This window comes from Micromonospora sp. NPDC000663 (assembly GCF_042898105.1).
In the GTDB taxonomy this organism is placed as follows: domain Bacteria; phylum Actinomycetota; class Actinomycetes; order Mycobacteriales; family Micromonosporaceae; genus Micromonospora.
On record NZ_JBIAYR010000016.1, the window covers coordinates 13,205 to 29,082 of the forward strand.

13 protein-coding genes are annotated in these 15,878 nt (G+C 72.6%); 6 read left to right on the plus strand and 7 right to left on the minus strand.

Translation table 11 applies throughout. From position 1 onward, the window contains the following. Positions 1–15 precede the first annotated feature (15 nt). From ACFY1S_RS28760 to ACFY1S_RS28770, 3 genes are all read right to left on the minus strand, one after another. Positions 16–891: a hypothetical protein gene (locus ACFY1S_RS28760; RefSeq protein WP_387123980.1), complete on the minus strand. Its 876-nt coding sequence runs from the start codon at positions 889–891 to the stop codon at positions 16–18. Between the two features lie 145 nt (positions 892–1,036). After that, entirely contained in the window at positions 1,037–2,710 is a 1,674-nt protein-coding gene (locus ACFY1S_RS28765) for a CocE/NonD family hydrolase (protein ID WP_387123981.1), read from the minus strand. A gap of 2 nt (positions 2,711–2,712) precedes the next feature. Continuing rightward, entirely contained in the window at positions 2,713–3,228 is a 516-nt protein-coding gene (locus tag ACFY1S_RS28770; protein ID WP_387123983.1) for a MarR family winged helix-turn-helix transcriptional regulator, read from the minus strand. 123 nt (positions 3,229–3,351) lie between these two features. On the opposite strand from ACFY1S_RS28770, the gene ACFY1S_RS28775 reads away from it, so the two are divergent. After that, positions 3,352–5,478 (plus strand): MMPL family transporter, encoded by a 2,127-nt coding sequence (locus tag ACFY1S_RS28775; RefSeq protein WP_387123985.1) that lies wholly within the window; start codon positions 3,352–3,354, stop codon positions 5,476–5,478. Between the two features lie 60 nt (positions 5,479–5,538). Here the strand turns inward: ACFY1S_RS28775 and ACFY1S_RS28780 are convergent, their stop codons facing one another. Both ACFY1S_RS28780 and ACFY1S_RS28785 read right to left on the minus strand, forming a co-directional pair. After that, positions 5,539–6,417 carry a transglycosylase SLT domain-containing protein gene (locus tag ACFY1S_RS28780; RefSeq protein WP_387123987.1) on the minus strand — a complete coding sequence of 293 codons (879 nt, stop codon included), beginning with the start codon at positions 6,415–6,417 and terminating at the stop codon, positions 5,539–5,541. A 34-nt stretch (positions 6,418–6,451) separates the two neighbouring features. After that, positions 6,452–7,870, minus strand: a complete 1,419-nt coding sequence (locus tag ACFY1S_RS28785; RefSeq protein WP_387123989.1) for a DedA family protein — start codon at positions 7,868–7,870, stop codon at positions 6,452–6,454. 133 nt (positions 7,871–8,003) lie between these two features. Here ACFY1S_RS28785 and typA point away from each other — a divergent pair, with 133 nt between their 5' ends. The 3 genes from typA to ACFY1S_RS28800 all read left to right on the plus strand — a co-directional run bounded on the left by typA (position 8,004) and on the right by ACFY1S_RS28800 (position 11,588). Continuing rightward, positions 8,004–9,872 (plus strand): translational GTPase TypA, encoded by a 1,869-nt coding sequence (gene typA / locus ACFY1S_RS28790; protein ID WP_203176814.1) that lies wholly within the window; start codon positions 8,004–8,006, stop codon positions 9,870–9,872. 113 nt (positions 9,873–9,985) lie between these two features. After that, complete coding sequence (locus ACFY1S_RS28795; RefSeq protein WP_387123991.1) at positions 9,986–10,834, plus strand: serine hydrolase; 849 nt, start codon at positions 9,986–9,988, stop codon at positions 10,832–10,834. A 52-nt stretch (positions 10,835–10,886) separates the two neighbouring features. Further along, on the plus strand, positions 10,887–11,588 hold the full coding sequence (locus ACFY1S_RS28800) for a lysoplasmalogenase (RefSeq protein ID WP_387123993.1): 702 nt from the start codon (positions 10,887–10,889) through the stop codon (positions 11,586–11,588). On the opposite strand, the gene ACFY1S_RS28805 is transcribed toward ACFY1S_RS28800, so the two are convergent. Further along, the gene (locus ACFY1S_RS28805) at positions 11,557–12,354 is read right to left on the minus strand and encodes a tyrosine-protein phosphatase (protein WP_387123995.1); all 798 of its coding nucleotides are present in this window, start codon (positions 12,352–12,354) and stop codon (positions 11,557–11,559) included. The genes ACFY1S_RS28800 and ACFY1S_RS28805 overlap by 32 nt on opposite strands. Positions 12,355–12,397: 43 nt before the next feature. Between ACFY1S_RS28805 and ACFY1S_RS28810 the strand changes: the two genes are divergently transcribed. Together ACFY1S_RS28810 and ACFY1S_RS28815 are read left to right on the plus strand one after the other, a co-directional pair. Then, entirely contained in the window at positions 12,398–13,495 is a 1,098-nt protein-coding gene (locus ACFY1S_RS28810) for a dipeptide epimerase (protein WP_364362700.1), read from the plus strand. A gap of 59 nt (positions 13,496–13,554) precedes the next feature. Further along, on the plus strand, positions 13,555–14,469 hold the full coding sequence (locus tag ACFY1S_RS28815; RefSeq protein ID WP_387123997.1) for an NlpC/P60 family protein: 915 nt from the start codon (positions 13,555–13,557) through the stop codon (positions 14,467–14,469). A gap of 37 nt (positions 14,470–14,506) precedes the next feature. Here ACFY1S_RS28815 and ACFY1S_RS28820 read toward each other — a convergent pair whose 3' ends face one another. Beyond that, on the minus strand, positions 14,507–15,505 hold the full coding sequence (locus tag ACFY1S_RS28820; RefSeq protein WP_387123999.1) for a TerC family protein: 999 nt from the start codon (positions 15,503–15,505) through the stop codon (positions 14,507–14,509). Between the last annotated feature and the right edge of the window lie 373 nt (positions 15,506–15,878).

The window sequence follows — 15,878 nt, forward strand, 5'->3', positions numbered from 1 at the left end:
TTGCGGATGGCCGGGTCAGGCCACCAGACGACGCGCCAACTCGTCAGCCACCTGCTTGGCCATCGTGGGCGGGATGGCCGCCGCGATCCGCTCCGGGGTCAGGCCGGACAGCACGCCCTGGATGATGGCGGGCTCGTCGGTGAAGTCCCGACCGGACAGCGCGGCCAGGGCGGACTGCAGGGCGCTCAACTGCGCGCCCAGCGTCTTGAGCGTCGGGTGCGCCGGCACGTAGTTGGTGGCGGTGGCGTCCTCGCCCAGCGCCATCCTGGTGTAGATCTGACCGATCGGGTTGCGGCCGTCCAGCACTGTCAGGTTCTTGTGGACGGTTGCCAGCCAGTTGTGCTCTTCGGGGGTCATGTCGTTCTCCTCCAGGAGTCCGATGGAGCTGAGGTAACGGCGGAACAGGGGTCGCTGGTCACGACCCGCCTTGATCGCGTCGCGGAAGAAGCTGACGTGGGTGTGCCAGCGGTGCGAACCGTCCCCGCTGGTGCGCTTGCCGAGCCGGTCCCACCGCTTCACTGTCTTACCGTCGAGGCTGTAGATGATCTCGCGGATGTCCCTGGTGTCCGCCGCGTTCGCGGCGCACTGCTCCGCGCACCAACGCGAGAAGCTGGCCAGGGTGTGCGTACCGCCGCCGGAGCGGACCTCGAAACCGCCGACGTCGAGCGCCGCCGCGTCGAGCGTCAGACCGGCCCGGTCCCGGGGTGACTCCACCACCGAGTAGTCGTTGGTGACCACCCGATCGGATCCACAGTGGTACCCGCCGCGGTGGGCCGGGTCGCCGACGATGCCGACCTCCGCCGGCTCCAGGTCGTCCGGTCCGGGGGCGTTGTCGAGGTGGGTGAGGAGCAGGGTTCGAAGGGCCAACAGATTCGCCGGGGCCCGGGTCATGGGGTCCCCCCTTTCCGGATGGACGGGGGCCGGGCACGGCGTCACGCCACGTACGCGGTGTGGGCTTGCGGGCGAGCCCGGCCTACTGGTGCACGGCGCCGGGCGTTGACCCAACCATAGCCCGCTATATGGACGAATGCCCAGCTCAGAGGCGTGACGGTTGCGGGGAGCCAGAGTGGACGACCGGAAGGATCAGCGCGGAGGGGCGCTCGGGGTCATGGAAGACCTGCCGCCAGCCGGCACGCAGCGTCACCGCCGTGCCGAGGGATTCGCCGGTGCCCGGGTTACGCGCCCAGCGCGGATGGGCGCCTCCGCTTACCTGCAACCGCAGCCGGTGCCCGGCGGCGAACCGGTGCGCGGTCGGCCAGAGCGGCACCGGCACGCGCGCCGCGCCGGACGGGTCTGCCGGAAACCGGTCGGGCGCGACCCGGACCAGCCCGTCACAGATGTTCCGGGACCTGCCCCGGCGGTCCACGTCGCACAGTCGCACGAAGACATCCAGGTACGGCAGCTCGCCCCGGACGTGGATGTCGGCGCGTACCGGCCCGACGACCTCCAGCGGCCGGGTCAGCGGGGCGCTGGTGTACGTCAGCACGTCGGGTCGGGCCTCGACGCGCCTGTTGTCAACAGCGCCGGCGCGCTTCGCGACGAGCAGCGGCCCGCCCTGTGACGGGGTGGGATCGGCCGGGTCGTAGCGGAACTCGTCAGGCGTCGACGGCACCGGCGCACGTGTCGCCAGCTCGCCGCCCGGGTGCAGGTGCCAGGCGGTGTCCGTCGCGGGTGGCGGCCAGTCCGGCAGGTCACGCCAGCCGCCGCCGCGGCCCCCCACGTACAGCCGGACCGGCGCCGCCGACCCGCCCGGACGGCGATCCCCCGAGGTCAGGTGCGTGTCGAGCCAGGCCAAACCCTCCCGCAGGGCGGCGACGAACAGTCCGGGACTGCCGTGCGTCCACGGCCCGATCACGAGGCGCCCCCGGGCACCGGCGGCGCGCAACGTGGCGTGGTCGTCGAGCTGGGCGGGCAGGAAGATGTCGTGCCAGCCGGTGACCATCAGCACCGGTGCCCGTACGCGGGCGACCCGGTCGGCGAAGACCCGCGTCCGCCAGTACGGGGCGTCCGGAGTGTGGTGGCGCAGCCACTCCTGGAAGAAGGGGATGGTCACGCCGGTGGCCACCCGGTCGGCGTCGGCCAGCGGCAGGTGCTCCAGCGCGGCGGCCAGCCGGGGCTGCCCCCGTTTGAGCTCCCACTGCCGGGCCAGCCACGGCACGGTCTGCGCGTGCAGCAGCTCCGCCCAGGTCAGCACCGTGTCCAGGGCGAAGGACTCCCCCGCGTACGTCGAGTCGCGGGTGGCCGAGGCGGTGACCACCGCGACCATCGCCCGCAGGTCGTCGCCGGCGTCGGCGGCCAGCGCCCACTGCGCGAAACCCTGGTAGCTGATCCCGAACATGCCCAGCGCACCGGCCCACCAGGGTTGGCGGCGCAGCCAGTCGAGGGTGTCCAACCCGTCGTCGCGCTCGTGCACCAGCGGGGCGAAGGTGCCACCGGATCCGCCGGTGCCCCGGCAGGACTGGATGACGGCGTGCCGGCCGCGTGCGGCGAGCAGCCGCCCGAGCAGGCGTAGCGGGCCACCCCGCCCGTACGGGGTGCGGATCAGCACGGTCGGCGCGTCGGAAACGGTAGGGGCGTAGTGGTCGGTGCGCAGCACCACACCGTCACGGGCGCGTACCGGGATGTCGCGGGTGACCCGTACCGGTCCGGTGCGGGTCGCCGGCAGCCGCAGCGCGGCGCTGGCCAGGCGGGCGGCGAACGGGGGCGGCACGGTCAGCTCGTCGGGCGGCGGGGCGGCTCGGGTCGGGCGGCGCGCACCGAGTCGCGGTGGGTACGGATCGACTCGCTCATCGCCGTCATGAACCGCTGCACCACCTCCAGCTCGTCCTCGCTGAACCGGTCCATGACCGTGTCGGTACGGGCGCCCAGCGGCCGGAAGAATTCCATGGCCAGCGCGGCGCCCTGGTCGGCGTAGTGCAGCAGCACCTTGCGCCTGTCGGCGGTGTCCCGGTCCCGGCGGATGTGCCCGGCCCGTTCGAGTCTGTCGATCAGGGCGGTGACCGAGCCGGAGGAGAGGTTGAGCTGTTCACCGAGGCGCCCGGGGGTGATCGGGTCGCCGAGCATTTCGGCGTCCATCACGGCGATCAACGCCTGCAGGTCGGTCGGGTTGAGCCCGTGCAGGTTGGCGAACGCGTGACCGACCTGCTGGGCGTCCACCGAGTACCGCCGAAGGTTGTTGGTGATCTCCCCGACCAGTTGTGCGCGGCGCGTTTCACGCCGCCGATACATGCCGTGAGTTGCCACCTCGTGCCGCTTCTCCCCGTCGTCCGACCTCCGGTTGCAGCATAGAGCAGCCGGAGATAATCTCGATAAACAAGATACTCGGCGCTCGAAACACATGGGGTCTACCTGATGTCCGTCTTCACCAGAGTCGCCCGCGGCCGGTTGGCCGCGTGGCTCACCGTGGCCGCCGCGATCGTCGTCGGCGCGGCCGTCTTCGGGCTACCCCGGCCGGACAATCCGGCGCCGGTCTCCGCCAGCGGACTGTCCGTGCAGTGGCAGTCGACGCAGGTGGAACGCCTGCAGGACCAGCTTCCGTCGAGCGAGGTGCAACCCGCCATCGTGGTGGTCAGCCGCGACGACGGCGGCGCGCTGAGCGAGGCCGACCGGGGTGCCGTCGCCGCCCGCTCCGGTGAACTGGGCAACCTCGCGGTGGGCGGGCGGGTCAGTCCCCCGCAGCTCTCCCCGGACGGCACGGTGGCGCTGGTCGCCGTGCCGCTGAGCACCGCCGGCGGCCAGGAGGAGGTCACCGGGAAGGTCGACGAGGTCCGCGCCGCGCTTGAGGCGCTGCCCGAGGGGCTCGCGGTCGAGGTGACCGGCGCTCCCGCCTTCACCGCCGACCTCGCATCGGTCTTCGAGGGCGCCGACATCACACTGCTCGCGGTGACCGCCGCCGTGGTGGCGCTGCTGTTGCTGATCACCTACCGCAGCCCGTTCCTGTGGATCGTGCCGCTGGTCGTGGTCGCGGCGACCGAGCAGATCACCCTGCGCGCGGTCGACACGATCGTGCCGGCGTTCGGGATCACCCTGCAGTCCGGGCAGGTCACCGGCATCGCCAGCGTGCTGGTCTTCGGCGCTGCCACCGACTACGCCCTGCTGCTCATCGCCCGCTACCGCGAGGAACTGCGCCGCGACGAGAACCGGTTCGCGGCGATGCGCGCCGCGTTGCGCCGCACGGCCGAGCCCATCCTGGCCAGCGGCGGCACCGTGGTGCTCGGCGTGCTGACCCTCCTGCTCAGCGAGCAGGAGACGAACCGGGCACTGGCCGTGGCCTGTGCCACAGGTGTGGTCTTCGCCATGCTCTCGGCGCTGTTCGTGCTGCCCGCCGTGCTCGTGCTCTTCGGCCGTGGCCTGTTCTGGCCGTTCGTGCCCAAGGTCGGCGGCCCGGCCCGCGAGGGTCGGCTCTGGGGTCGGCTCGGCGCCGCCGTGGAACGCCGTCCCCTGCCGGTCGCCGTGCTGGCCACCCTGCTGCTCGCCGGCCTCGCGCTTGGTGGGCTCGGTATCCGCACCGGCCTGTCCGAGACCGAGCAGTTCCGGGCCCAGCCGGAGGCGGTCACCGGGGCGCAGACCCTGGCCCGGGCGTTCCCCGCCGGCACCACCCAGCCGGTGGCGGTGCTCACCACCCCGGCCGCGGTGCGGGCGGTCACCGACGCCGCCACAGGCGTGCCCGGCGTCTCCTCGGCCCGTCCCGGCGACGCCGGTGAGGCCGTCGCCCAGGTCGACGTGGTGCTGGAGGCCGAACCCGGCACGGCCGCCTCGGACCGGGCGATCGAGGCGCTGCGCGACGCCGTCGCCGCCGTTCCCGACTCCGCGCCTCCCGCGGTCGACGGCGCCGACGCGCCCACCGGGGCGATCGTCGGCGGCACCGTGGCTGCCACGTACGACTCAGACGAGGCCAACGACCGGGACCTGCGGCTGATCATCCCGATCATCCTGCTGCTGGTCGGCGCGGTGCTCGTGCTCCTGCTGCGCGGTCTGCTCGCGCCGCTGCTGCTGGTGCTCACGGTCATCGCGTCGTTCTTCGCCAGCCTCGGCGCCGCGTGGCTGCTCTTCGACCACGTGCTGGACTTCCCGGCACTGGACAGCGGGGTGCTGCTGCTCGCGTTCGTGTTCCTGGTGGCGCTCGGGGTGGACTACAACATCTTCCTGGTCACCAGGGCCCGGGAGGACGCCCGCACGGCCGGCACCCGGGACGGGATGCTCTCCGCCCTGCGGGTCACCGGCGGCGTGATCACCAGCGCCGGCGTGCTGCTCGCCGCGGTCTTCGCCGTCCTCGGTGTGCTGCCGCTGATCACGCTGACCCAGATCGGGATCATCGTCTGCATCGGCGTCCTGCTCGACACCCTGCTGGTCCGCACGGTCCTGGTGCCGGCGCTGGCGTTCCTGCTCGGCGACCGCTTCTGGTGGCCCGGCCGGATCAGGCGGGACCACGACGCGGACACCCAGGCGGCACCCGAGCCGGTCGCCGCCCGGGACTGACAGGCGTACCAACCGGACGGCGGGGCCGTGGCGCGACTGCCACGGCCCCGCCGCCGTCGGTCAGTACGTCAGGCAGACGCACTCGGTCATCAACGCCCGCACGTTGCGCACGTACGACGGGTTGGGGATGGTCAACGGCTCACCCTCCTGCGCCACCGCCGCGTGCCCGTAGTTGTACGCGGCGATGACGGCGTTGAGCAGGCAGGAGTCCAGCTCCGAGGTGCACAGGGCGGCGTCGAGGCGGAAGTCGGACTCGAAGTACATGTCGCCGATGTACTTGGTCAGCCAGGCCAGGTAGTTGGCCCCCAGGTACGCGTTGTCCCGGTAGTCGTCGATGTCGTAGCTCTGCTCGAACCGCTGGTTCATCCAGGTGGCGGTGCCCGACATCACCTGCATCAGGCCGACACCGCCGTCACAGGCGTAGATGTTGGACTGCCAGCCGCTCTCCTGCCAGGCGGTGGCCTCGACCAGTTCGAGTGGGATCTCGATGTCCGGTGCCGAGGTCGGCCAGTAGGTGCGCGCGGCGGCGTCGGTAAGTGCCGCCTTCACCGCCGACCGGCTCGCCTGGGTGCCCTTGTAGCTCGGCTTGCAGGATGCCGGAGCCGGCTTCGGCGGCGGCGGCGGGACCTTTGTCTCGCTGGGCGGCTTGGCCACGGCGCGCGGCTTCGGCGCCGACCCGGTCGTCCGGGTCGGCTTCCTGGTCGGCTTGGGGGACGCGGTGCGGCTGGGCGCGACGCCCATCGACGCCACGGCGCTCGCCGACGGCGTCGGCTCCTCGGTCACCTCGTCCAGGGGGACGTCGGTCGGGGCGTCGGTGACCGCTACCGGCGCCCCCAGGTCCGCCGGGCTGTCGCCCTTGTCCGCGCAGCCGGCAAGCGTGCCCGCCAGGAGGAGCCCGGCGAGCCCCGCGGCGCTCAACCGACCTGTCCATCGAACCATCGCCGTGCCTCCCCCGTGAGACTGTCGCCGCACCCTAGCAAGGTTCGACAGGCCGCCGAGGCCCCTGCGGCGGCGTCCGGACCGGCTCCACGGGCTGCTCCCGATCCCTGATCGCCCGGTCCCTCGTGGCCCAGGCGACGACGAACACCACGGTCCACAGCACCCCGAGCAGCACCGCCGCCGCGGTCCCGCTCGCCGTGTCCAACCCGAGGTAGAGCCGCGCGCCGCCGACGCCCACCACGCCCGCAGCGGCGGCCGTCCAGGCGGCCACCGCCGCCGGCCAGCGGGCGCTGCGCGACACCAGCCAGGCCAGGGTGCAGAAGCTCGCCGCGACCACCGCGTTCTGGGTGGGGAACGGGACCGACTCGCGTCCGCCAGGCCCCGCCGCGGGCGACCCGGTCAGCTCCGCCACCACTGCCAGCACCAGCAGCGGCACGAACGCGCCCACCGTGCCGACCACGCTGAGCAGGTCGGCCCGCCACGGCCGGTTCCGCCACGCCACCACCGCCGCCACCAGCGCCACCAGCACGATCAACAGCCACCCGCGCACCAGCGACACCACTACCGCTGTGGCCTCGGCGGCGTCCGGGGTCCGCCGGGCGGCGAACCAGCCCCCGATCGCCCCGTCCAGCGCGGCGAGCCCACTGTTGCGTACCACCACGGCGAGCAGACCGGCGATGGCGAACCCGGCGGCGAAGAGCAGCAACAGCCCCGCCGCGAGGTTGAGCAGCAGCGTCCAGGCCGGCCCGACCCGCATGGCCACCAGGAAGAACAGCAGCCCGTACCGGGCGCTGAGCCAGCGCATCGGGGGCAGCGCGCCGGCGCGGGAGAGCAGCGCGCGCACCGGGTCGGGGTTACGGCCCAGCCACCGGCCGGCGAGCACCACGCCCAGCAGCCCGGCCAGCAGCACCAGCGCCGCGCCCGTGGCACGGCCCAGGAAGCCGGAGACCGTGTCGTACGACTCACCGGCCAGGTGACCGAGCAGCATCGAGCCGCCCACCCAGGTCACCACGCCGGCGACGTTCCACGGCGCGAACCGCCGGTACGGCATGCCTGCCGCGCCGGCCAGCCGGGGCACCAGGGTGCGGGCGAAGGCCACCCAGCGGGCGGCGAACACACCCCGTCCGCCGAGGCGGGCGAGCATGGCCTCGGCCCGACCCCACCGCTCCGGCCCGACCCGGTGCCCCAGCCCGGCGCGCAGCTTCGGGCCGTACCGCCGGCCGGCGCGGAACGCCAGCCCGTCACCGAGGACAGCCGCGACGATCATCGCGACCAACGCCGGGCCGAGCCGCAAGGTACCGTTGTAGGTGAGGAAGCCGACGAGCAGCAGGGTAGCCTCACCCGGCACCAGCAGGCCGAAGATCACCGCGGTCTCGCCCGCCACGATCAGCGCGGCGACCAGGTAGATCCACAGAGTGGGCAGACCCTGCACCGCGGTCAGCAGGTCGTGCACTCAGGCCCCCGGGACACGGGAGCCAGCATGCCAGCCGGGGGAACGACCGGCACAGCGGTTTCACCAGAGATCAGGGGCACCTGGGGGTGACCCCGACGCAGCCTGCGCGAGCGCAGGCGGAAGGATAGAGGGTATGCAGCTTCGCACCGACCTCCGCAACGTCGCCATCATCGCTCACGTCGACCACGGCAAGACCACCCTGGTCGACGCCATGTTGCGGCAGGCCGGCGCGTACGGCGCACGAGGCGAGACGACCGAGCGGGTGATGGACTCCGGTGACCTGGAACGGGAGAAGGGCATCACCATCCTGGCCAAGAACACCGGCGTGCGCTACCTGCCCGCCGACGGTTCGGACCCGGTCACCATCAACATCATCGACACCCCTGGCCACGCCGACTTCGGTGGCGAGGTGGAGCGCGGCCTGACCATGGTCGACGGTGTGGTGCTGCTGGTGGACGCCAGTGAGGGCCCGCTGCCGCAGACCCGCTTCGTGCTGCGCAAGGCCCTGCGGGCCCGGATGCCGATCATCCTGGTGATCAACAAGGTGGACCGTCCGGACGCCCGGATCAAGGAGGTCGTGGACGACACCTACGAGCTCTTCCTCGACCTGGACGCGGACGAGGAGCAGATCGACTTCCCGATCGTCTACGCCTGCGCCCGCGACGGCATCGCCTCGCTGACCCAGCCCGCCGACGGTTCGGTGCCCGACGACAGCACCTCCCTGGAGCCGCTGTTCCGCACCCTGCTCGACACCATCCCGGCCCCCGCGTACGAGGACGGCGCGCCGTTGCAGGCGCACGTCACCAACCTCGACGCCTCGCCGTTCCTCGGCCGGCTGGCGCTGTGCCGGGTCCGCCAGGGCACCATCAGCAAGGGCCAGACGGTGGCCTGGTGCCGCACCGACGGCAGCACCCAGCGGGTCCGCATCTCCGAGATGCTGATGACCGAGGGTCTGGAGCGCAAGCCGGCCGAGACCGCCGGCCCGGGCGACATCATCGCCGTCGCCGGCATCTCGGACATCATGATCGGTGAGACCCTCGCCGACGCGGAGAACCCGGTGGCGCTGCCGCTGATCACCGTGGACGAGCCGGCCATCTCGATGACCATCGGCACCAACACCTCGCCGCTGGTCGGCCGGGTCAAGGGCTCCAAGGTCACCGCCCGGATGGTCAAGGACCGGCTCGACAAGGAGCTGATCGGCAACGTGTCGCTGCGGGTGCTGCCCACCGAGCGGCCGGACGCCTGGGAGGTGCAGGGCCGCGGTGAGCTGGCCCTTGCCATCCTGGTCGAGCAGATGCGCCGGGAGAGCTACGAGCTGACCGTCGGCAAGCCGCAGGTGGTCACCCGGGTGATCGACGGCAAGACCTGCGAGCCGGTGGAGCGGCTGACGATCGACGCGCCGGAGGAGTACCTGGGCGCGATCACCCAGCTCCTGGCAACCCGCAAGGGCCGGATGGAGCAGCTGGTCAACCACGGCACCGGCTGGATCCGGATGGAGTGGCTGGTTCCGGCGCGTGGCCTGATCGGCTTCCGCACCGAGTTCCTCACCGACACCCGTGGCACCGGCATCCTGCACCACGTCTTCGAGTCGTACGAGCCGTGGTTCGGCGAGCTGCGGACCCGCAACAACGGCTCGCTCGTCGCCGACCGGGCGGGCGCGGTCACCGCCTTCGCGATGATCAACCTTCAGGAGCGCGGTCAGCTCTTCGTCGAGCCGACCACCGAGGTGTACGAGGGCATGATCGTCGGGGAGAACTCCCGCTCCGACGACATGGACGTCAACATCACCAAGGAGAAGAAGCTCACCAACATGCGGGCGTCGACCTCCGACGAGACCGAGAAGCTGATCCCGCCGCGCAAGCTGTCGCTGGAGCAGGCGCTGGAGTTCTGCCGCGAGGACGAGTGCGTCGAGGTCACCCCGACCGCGGTGCGCATCCGCAAGGTGGTGCTGGACCAGCAGCTGCGCGGCCGGGCCGCCGCCCGCCGCAAGCACGCCGGCTGACCCACCGGCACCCGGCTTCCGGGCGCGTCGGCCGCTCGCGGCCGGCGCGCCCGTTTGCTTCCCGGCGCGGGTACGCGGGCCCGCCCGGCAGGTGATCGGCTACGGTCACCGGCATGACCTGGGATGATCTCGACGCCCACCTGGACCGGGTGCCCGGCACCGTGTCGGCGTACGTGGGCCGGCTCGACGCACCGCCGACCTGGACGCGGCACGCCGACGCCGCCCACTACGCCGCCAGCACCATGAAGGTGGCGGTGCTCGCCGCGCTGCACCGCGCCGCCGAGTCGGGCGTCCTGGACCTGGACGCGCAGGTCCCCGTGGTCAACGAGTTCGACTCGGCCCAGCCCGGCGCGCCCCGCTTCTCCTGCGCCAGGCACTACGACAACGACGACGCGGTCTGGGACCGGATCGGCGGCGCCGCGCCGCTGCGCTGGCTCGCCGACCGGATGATCGTGCGGTCCAGCAACCTCGCCACCAACCTGGTCATCGGGCACGTCGGGCTGCCGGCGGTGGCCGAGGTGTGGGCGGCGGTCGGCGCCCGCGCCAGCGTCACCGGGCGGGGCATCGAGGACTTCGCCGCCCGCGAGGCAGGCATCACCAACGAGGTGACCGCCGCGGACCTGGCCGCCCTGCTCGGCGCGCTGGCCACCGGGGCCACCACCCCCGGCCACCTCGCGTCCCCGGCGGCCTGCGCGGCCATGCTGGACGTCCTGTTCGCCCAGGAGCACCGCGAGGACCTGGCGGCCGGCCTGCCCGAGGGCACCCGCATCGCGCACAAGAACGGGTGGGTGCGCGGGGTCCGGCACGGCGCGGGAGTGGTGCTGCCCGACGACGCCCCGCCGTACCTGATCGCCGTCTGCACCACCACCGACCTGGCCGGCGGCGACGACGTCGAGGACGACGCCTGCCTGCTTCTCGCGCACATCTCGGCGCAGGTGTGGGCCGCCCGTCACCAGCTCTGACCGGGACCGCCGCTGCGGCTAGGCTGCTCGCACCCCAACCCCGGAGCCGTCGATGCCGCGCAGCCGCACCATCCTGATCGTCTTCCTCGCCGTCACGGCGGCGAACCTGCTGGCCAACGCCACCGACAACCACCTGGCCGAGGTGCTCAGCAAGCCGCTGCTCATGCCGCTGCTTGCCGCGTACCTGTGGCGGTCCACAGTCGAGCGTGGCGCCCGGGCGGACCGGCTGGTGCTCGCCGGGCTGGCGTTCGCCACAGGCGGCGACGTGGCCCTGCTGGGTGACGGCACCGGCTGGTTCATCGCCGGCATGGCCTCATTCCTCGGCACCCATCTGTGCTACCTCGCGGCGTTCACCAGGGGCGGCGCCGCGACCGCGCTGCGCCGCCCGCCGCTTGTCGCGGTCCCCCTGGGGTACGCGGTGCTGACCGTCCTCGCGCTCGCCTGGATGTGGGCGGGACTGACCGACGAGGGTCTGGCCGTACCGGTGGCCGGCTACGCGCTCGCGTTGGCCGCGATGGCCACCACCGCCGTCACGCAGGGCTGGCGGGTGGGGCTCGGCGCCGCGCTGTTCCTCGGCTCGGACCTGCTGATCGCCGCCGGGGTCGCCGACGTGGCACAGCCGCCGGGCGCGCCGGTGCTGGTCATGGCGACGTACGCGGCGGGTCAGGCGCTCATCGTCGCCGGCCGGGCGGCCCACGCGCAGGCACCGCCCGGCGCGCCTGTCACTCCAGCAGTTGCGCCCGCAGCGCCGTGAGGACGTCGTCGGTCAGCCCGAGCCCGTCGCGCAGGTAGCCGTCGAACGAGCCGTGCACCAGGCGTACCTCGTCGTAGCCGGCGTCGAGGTACGCGTCGCGAACCTCCAGCACCGGCAGCACGGCCTCCACGTCCAGTTCCGGCTGCCGCCGCCGCATCGCCTCGATGATCACCGCGCGCAGGCTCTCGGTCAGCGCGTTGTTGCGCAGGTACTCGGCGCGGATGGTGGCCTCGTCGACGCCGAGCGCGGTCAGCAGGATGACGGTGAGCCAGCCGGTGCGGTCCTTGCCCGCGGAGCAGTGGTAGACCAGCGGCAGGTTCTCCGGCCGGGTGGCCAGCCGCACCGCCTCGGCGAAGCCGACCCGCGCCGACTCACCTGTGACGAACCACCTGTAGATCTGGGCCATCGCCCCGGCCGTGCCCTGCCGGGCCAGCTCCGCGTACGCGTCGAGGTCGTGGCCGAGCAGCACCGCCGAGACGTACGTGAAGACGGGGTGTTCCGGGTCGTGCACCGGCAGGTGCACCAGCCGCGGTTCGCCGGCCAGCCGGTCGGCCGGGGCGACCGCGACCTCCGAGGAGTCCCGCAGGTCCAGCACACAGGCCGGTCCGAGCTTCGCGAGCACCGGCAGGTCCTCGTCGGTGAGGCGGCCCAGCGCGGGGGTACGGATCAGCCGTCCGGCGCGTACCCGCCGGCCGTCGGCGCCCGGCAGGCCACCCAGGTCACGGGCGTTCGGCGCGCCCACCAGCTCCCAGTCCCGCCCGGTCATCGGTCTCCCCCTCCGCCGCCAGTCTGCGTATAGGGTGCCCCACATGACGATCTCGGCGGTACGCACCCACCGGGTTTCCGCCCCCTTACACACCCCGTTCGTCACCGCGCTGCGCCGCACCACGACTGTCGACACCCTGGTCGTCGAACTCGTCGACGCGGACGGCCGTTCAGGCTTCGGCGAGGCGCCGCAGGTCTGGCAGGTCACCGGGGCGTCGGTCGCCGGTTCCCAGGCGTGCGTGCGCGAGCTGCTCGGGCCGCTGTTGATCGGCCGTGACCCGGACGACCTGGTGGCCCGCTGCGCGCAGGTGCAGCGGGCGGTGGTCGGCAACGAGGCCGCGAAGGCGGCTGTGGACGTGGCGCTGCACGACCTGGCCGCCCGGCGGTTGGGCGTACCGCTGGTGCGTCTGCTGGGTGGCACGGCGCTGCGGGTCCCGACGGACGTGACCCTCGCGGCCGGCGACGCGGTCGACCTGGCGGCGGCAGCGCGGCAGCGGCAGGCCGACGGTTTCGGCGTGCTCAAGATGAAGGTGGGCACCGACGCGGCAGGTGACCTGGACCGGGTACGGGCGGTCCGCGCGGCGGTAGGCGCCGGGGTCCGGATCCGGCTGGACGCCAACCAGGGGTGGACGCCCCGCGAGGCGGTACGGGTGATCAGGGGTATCGAGGACGCCGGCCTCGACGTGGAACTGGTCGAGCAGCCGGTGGCGCGCTGGGACCTGGACGGTCTGGCGTGGGTCAGCGACCGGGTGTCCGTGCCGATCCTCGCCGACGAGGCGGTCTTCGGGGTGCGTGACCTGGTGGAGGTGATCCGTCGCCGGGCCGCCGACATGGTGAACGTCAAGCTGGCCAAGTGCGGCGGGCTGCAGCCGGCGCGCACGCTGCTGGAGCTGGCCGCCGCGCACGGCCTGGGCACTGTGGTCGGGTCGATGATGGAGAGTCAGGTGGGCATCGGCGCGGCGGCGAGCCTGGTCGCGGCGTACGGCACCACGGCCGTGGCGGACCTGGACGCCGGCTGGTGGCTGGCCTGGTCGCCGGTGCAGGGCGGGATCCGCTACGACGGGGCGACTGTGGTGTTGCCGGAGGCCCCTGGCCTGGGCATTTCCGGCCTGGCTGAAGCTAAGGTGCAAGACCGAGGTTGATGGCCGTTTGTTTCTTTCATAGAGTTCCCCGGGACAGCCGATTCGAGCTGGGGGTTGACGTGGAGCTGCAAACGGGCCGCGAGGCCCTCGTCCGGGTCGCGGTGGCCACCCTGTGGACCTCCCCCGAGGCGGTCCGCCCGGTCGACGGCCCGGCGCTGAGCGCCGGCGCGGACATCTCGGCCTGGATCTCCGGTCTGGACACCGACCAGCAGGTAGGCGACTGCGTGCTGAGCCAACTCCTGCTCGGCGAGCGGGTCCTGGTCAGCGAGCTGCGCCCGGACGGTTGGGCGCGGGTGGTCGCCGTCGAGCAGCCGGCCGCCAAACTGGACCCCCGCGGCTACCCGGGCTGGCTCCCCGCCGACCAGCTCACCCCCGTCGACCCGGCCGTCGCCGGGGACGCGCTTGTGGTGGACGCGACGGTCACCGGGCTGCGCTCCACGCCGAACGGGCCTGTCGTGGTGCCAGGCGTGGTCGTCGGGACCCGCCTCGTGCCGGCCGGCCCGGCCCGCGCCGGCTGGCAGCCGGTGCACGTCCCCGGCCAGCCCACGCCGCTCTGGCTGTCCGAGGGCGACCTCGCCCCGCCGTCCACCGAGCCGCCGAACGCGGAGCAGGTGCTCGCCGTGGCGCAGCGCCTGCTGGACGTGGCGTACGTGTGGGGTGGGCTGTCGTCGTACGGCATCGACTGTTCCGGGCTGGTGCACCTGGCGTGGCGGCGCTTCGGGGTCCTGCTGCCCCGCGACGCCGACGACCAGGCGGGGGCCACCACTCCCCTGCCGCTGGGCGCGGAACGCCCCGGCGACCTCTACTTCTTCGCGCGGCCCGGCCGCGGCATCCACCACATCGGGATCGTCACCGCGCCGCCCGGTGGGGAGCAGCGACGGATGTTGCACGCCTGCTACCGGCGGCGGCGGGTCGTCGAGGAGGCCCTGCCGGCCGAGCGCACCGCCACCCTGGTCGGCGCGCACCGGGTCTGACACCGGCCGGGCGTCCGGACGCCCGGCCGGCGCGACGTCAGCGTCGGGCGTCGGTCAGCTCGCGGCGCCGGTCCCGGGAGGACTTGATCAGGCTGGCGGCGGTGGCGACGCCCAGCGTGCCGATGATGACCAGCAGCGAGAGCCAGATCGGGATGTGCGGCGCCCAGCCCACGTGCTCCCCGCCGTTGATGAACGGCAGGTTGTTGTCGGCAAGCGCCTCCAGCACGAGCTTGACCCCGATGAAACCGAGCACCACGGCCAGGCCGTAGCTCAGGTAGATCAGCCGGTCCAGCAGGCCGCCGAGCAGGAAGTAGAGCTGCCGCAGGCCCATCAGCGCGAACACGTTGGCGGTGAAGACCAGGTACGGCTCCTGTGTGATGCCGAAGATCGCCGGGATCGAGTCCAGGGCGAAGATCAGGTCGGTGGTGCCGATCGCGATCATCACGATGAGCATCGGGGTGAACAGCCGCTTGCCGTTCTCGTGGGTCATCAGCTTCGCGTCGTCGTAGCCCTTGGAGATCGGCAGCGCCCGGCGGCTCCAGCGGATCAGCAGGTTCTCGGAGAACTCGTCCTCGTCCGGCTCACCCTGGCGGGCGAGGTTGACCGCCGTGTAGATCAGGAACGCGCCGAAGATGTAGAAGACCCAGGAGAACTGCGAGATCAGCGCGGCGCCCGCCGCGATGAACCCGCCGCGCATCACCAGTGCCAGCACGATACCGATGAGCAGCACCTTCTGCTGGTACTGCCGGGGCACCCCGAAGCGGGCCATGATGATCACGAAGACGAAGAGGTTGTCCACCGAGAGGCTGTACTCGGTGAGCCAACCCGTGTAGAACTGCCCCGCCGCGCTGGCCCCGGAGGTCAACCAGAGGCCGGCGCCGAAGAGCAGGGCCAGGCCGACGTAGAACGCGACCCAGAGGCTCGACTCCCGCACGCTCGGCTCGTGCGGACGCCGACCGATGATCAACAGGTCGACGAGCAGAACCGCAGTCAGTACGACGAGGGTCCCCGCCCACACCAATCCGGACACGTCCAACGTTCCATCCTCCGGCAGACACGCGACGTCGGGCACACCGTACGCCCGTGGGGAGGCCGGTGTACCGGTGACGCTCACTCTGGTGACTGTCGGAGGTCTCTTCCGCCGCCGCCCCACCGGGCGACGACCGACGGAGCCGGGTCGGGACGCCCAGGGCTTGCGGCGATCGACCGTGCTGACGACTCCGACGCGGGGGAATACTCCCCTCCTCGATGACCATTGTTGCCCACCACGCGCCGTGATCACACCCCGGGCAGCCGGTGGCTGCGCCCATCCGTATCGCGCGCGTCACACCCGCACACGTGTCCTAGGAGGCTAGTGCAGGTCCGACGTGGACGCCGACCCCACGAGGCCGCCGCTCCTCCGGGCCGTG

Excerpts from the sequence above, each read along its gene's own strand:
- ACFY1S_RS28810 (WP_364362700.1), top strand. The coding sequence starts at position 12,398 with ATGACGATCTCGGCGGTACGCACCCACCGGGTTTCCGCCCCCTTACAC.
- ACFY1S_RS28805 (WP_387123995.1), bottom strand. The coding sequence starts at position 12,354 with ATGACCGGGCGGGACTGGGAGCTGGTGGGCGCGCCGAACGCCCGTGAC.
- typA (WP_203176814.1), top strand. The coding sequence starts at position 8,004 with ATGCAGCTTCGCACCGACCTCCGCAACGTCGCCATCATCGCTCACGTC.
- ACFY1S_RS28780 (WP_387123987.1), bottom strand. The coding sequence starts at position 6,417 with ATGGTTCGATGGACAGGTCGGTTGAGCGCCGCGGGGCTCGCCGGGCTC.
- ACFY1S_RS28770 (WP_387123983.1), bottom strand. The coding sequence starts at position 3,228 with ATGTATCGGCGGCGTGAAACGCGCCGCGCACAACTGGTCGGGGAGATC.
- ACFY1S_RS28775 (WP_387123985.1), top strand. The coding sequence starts at position 3,352 with ATGTCCGTCTTCACCAGAGTCGCCCGCGGCCGGTTGGCCGCGTGGCTC.
- ACFY1S_RS28795 (WP_387123991.1), top strand. The coding sequence starts at position 9,986 with ATGACCTGGGATGATCTCGACGCCCACCTGGACCGGGTGCCCGGCACC.
- ACFY1S_RS28800 (WP_387123993.1), top strand. The coding sequence starts at position 10,887 with ATGCCGCGCAGCCGCACCATCCTGATCGTCTTCCTCGCCGTCACGGCG.
- ACFY1S_RS28760 (WP_387123980.1), bottom strand. The coding sequence starts at position 891 with ATGACCCGGGCCCCGGCGAATCTGTTGGCCCTTCGAACCCTGCTCCTC.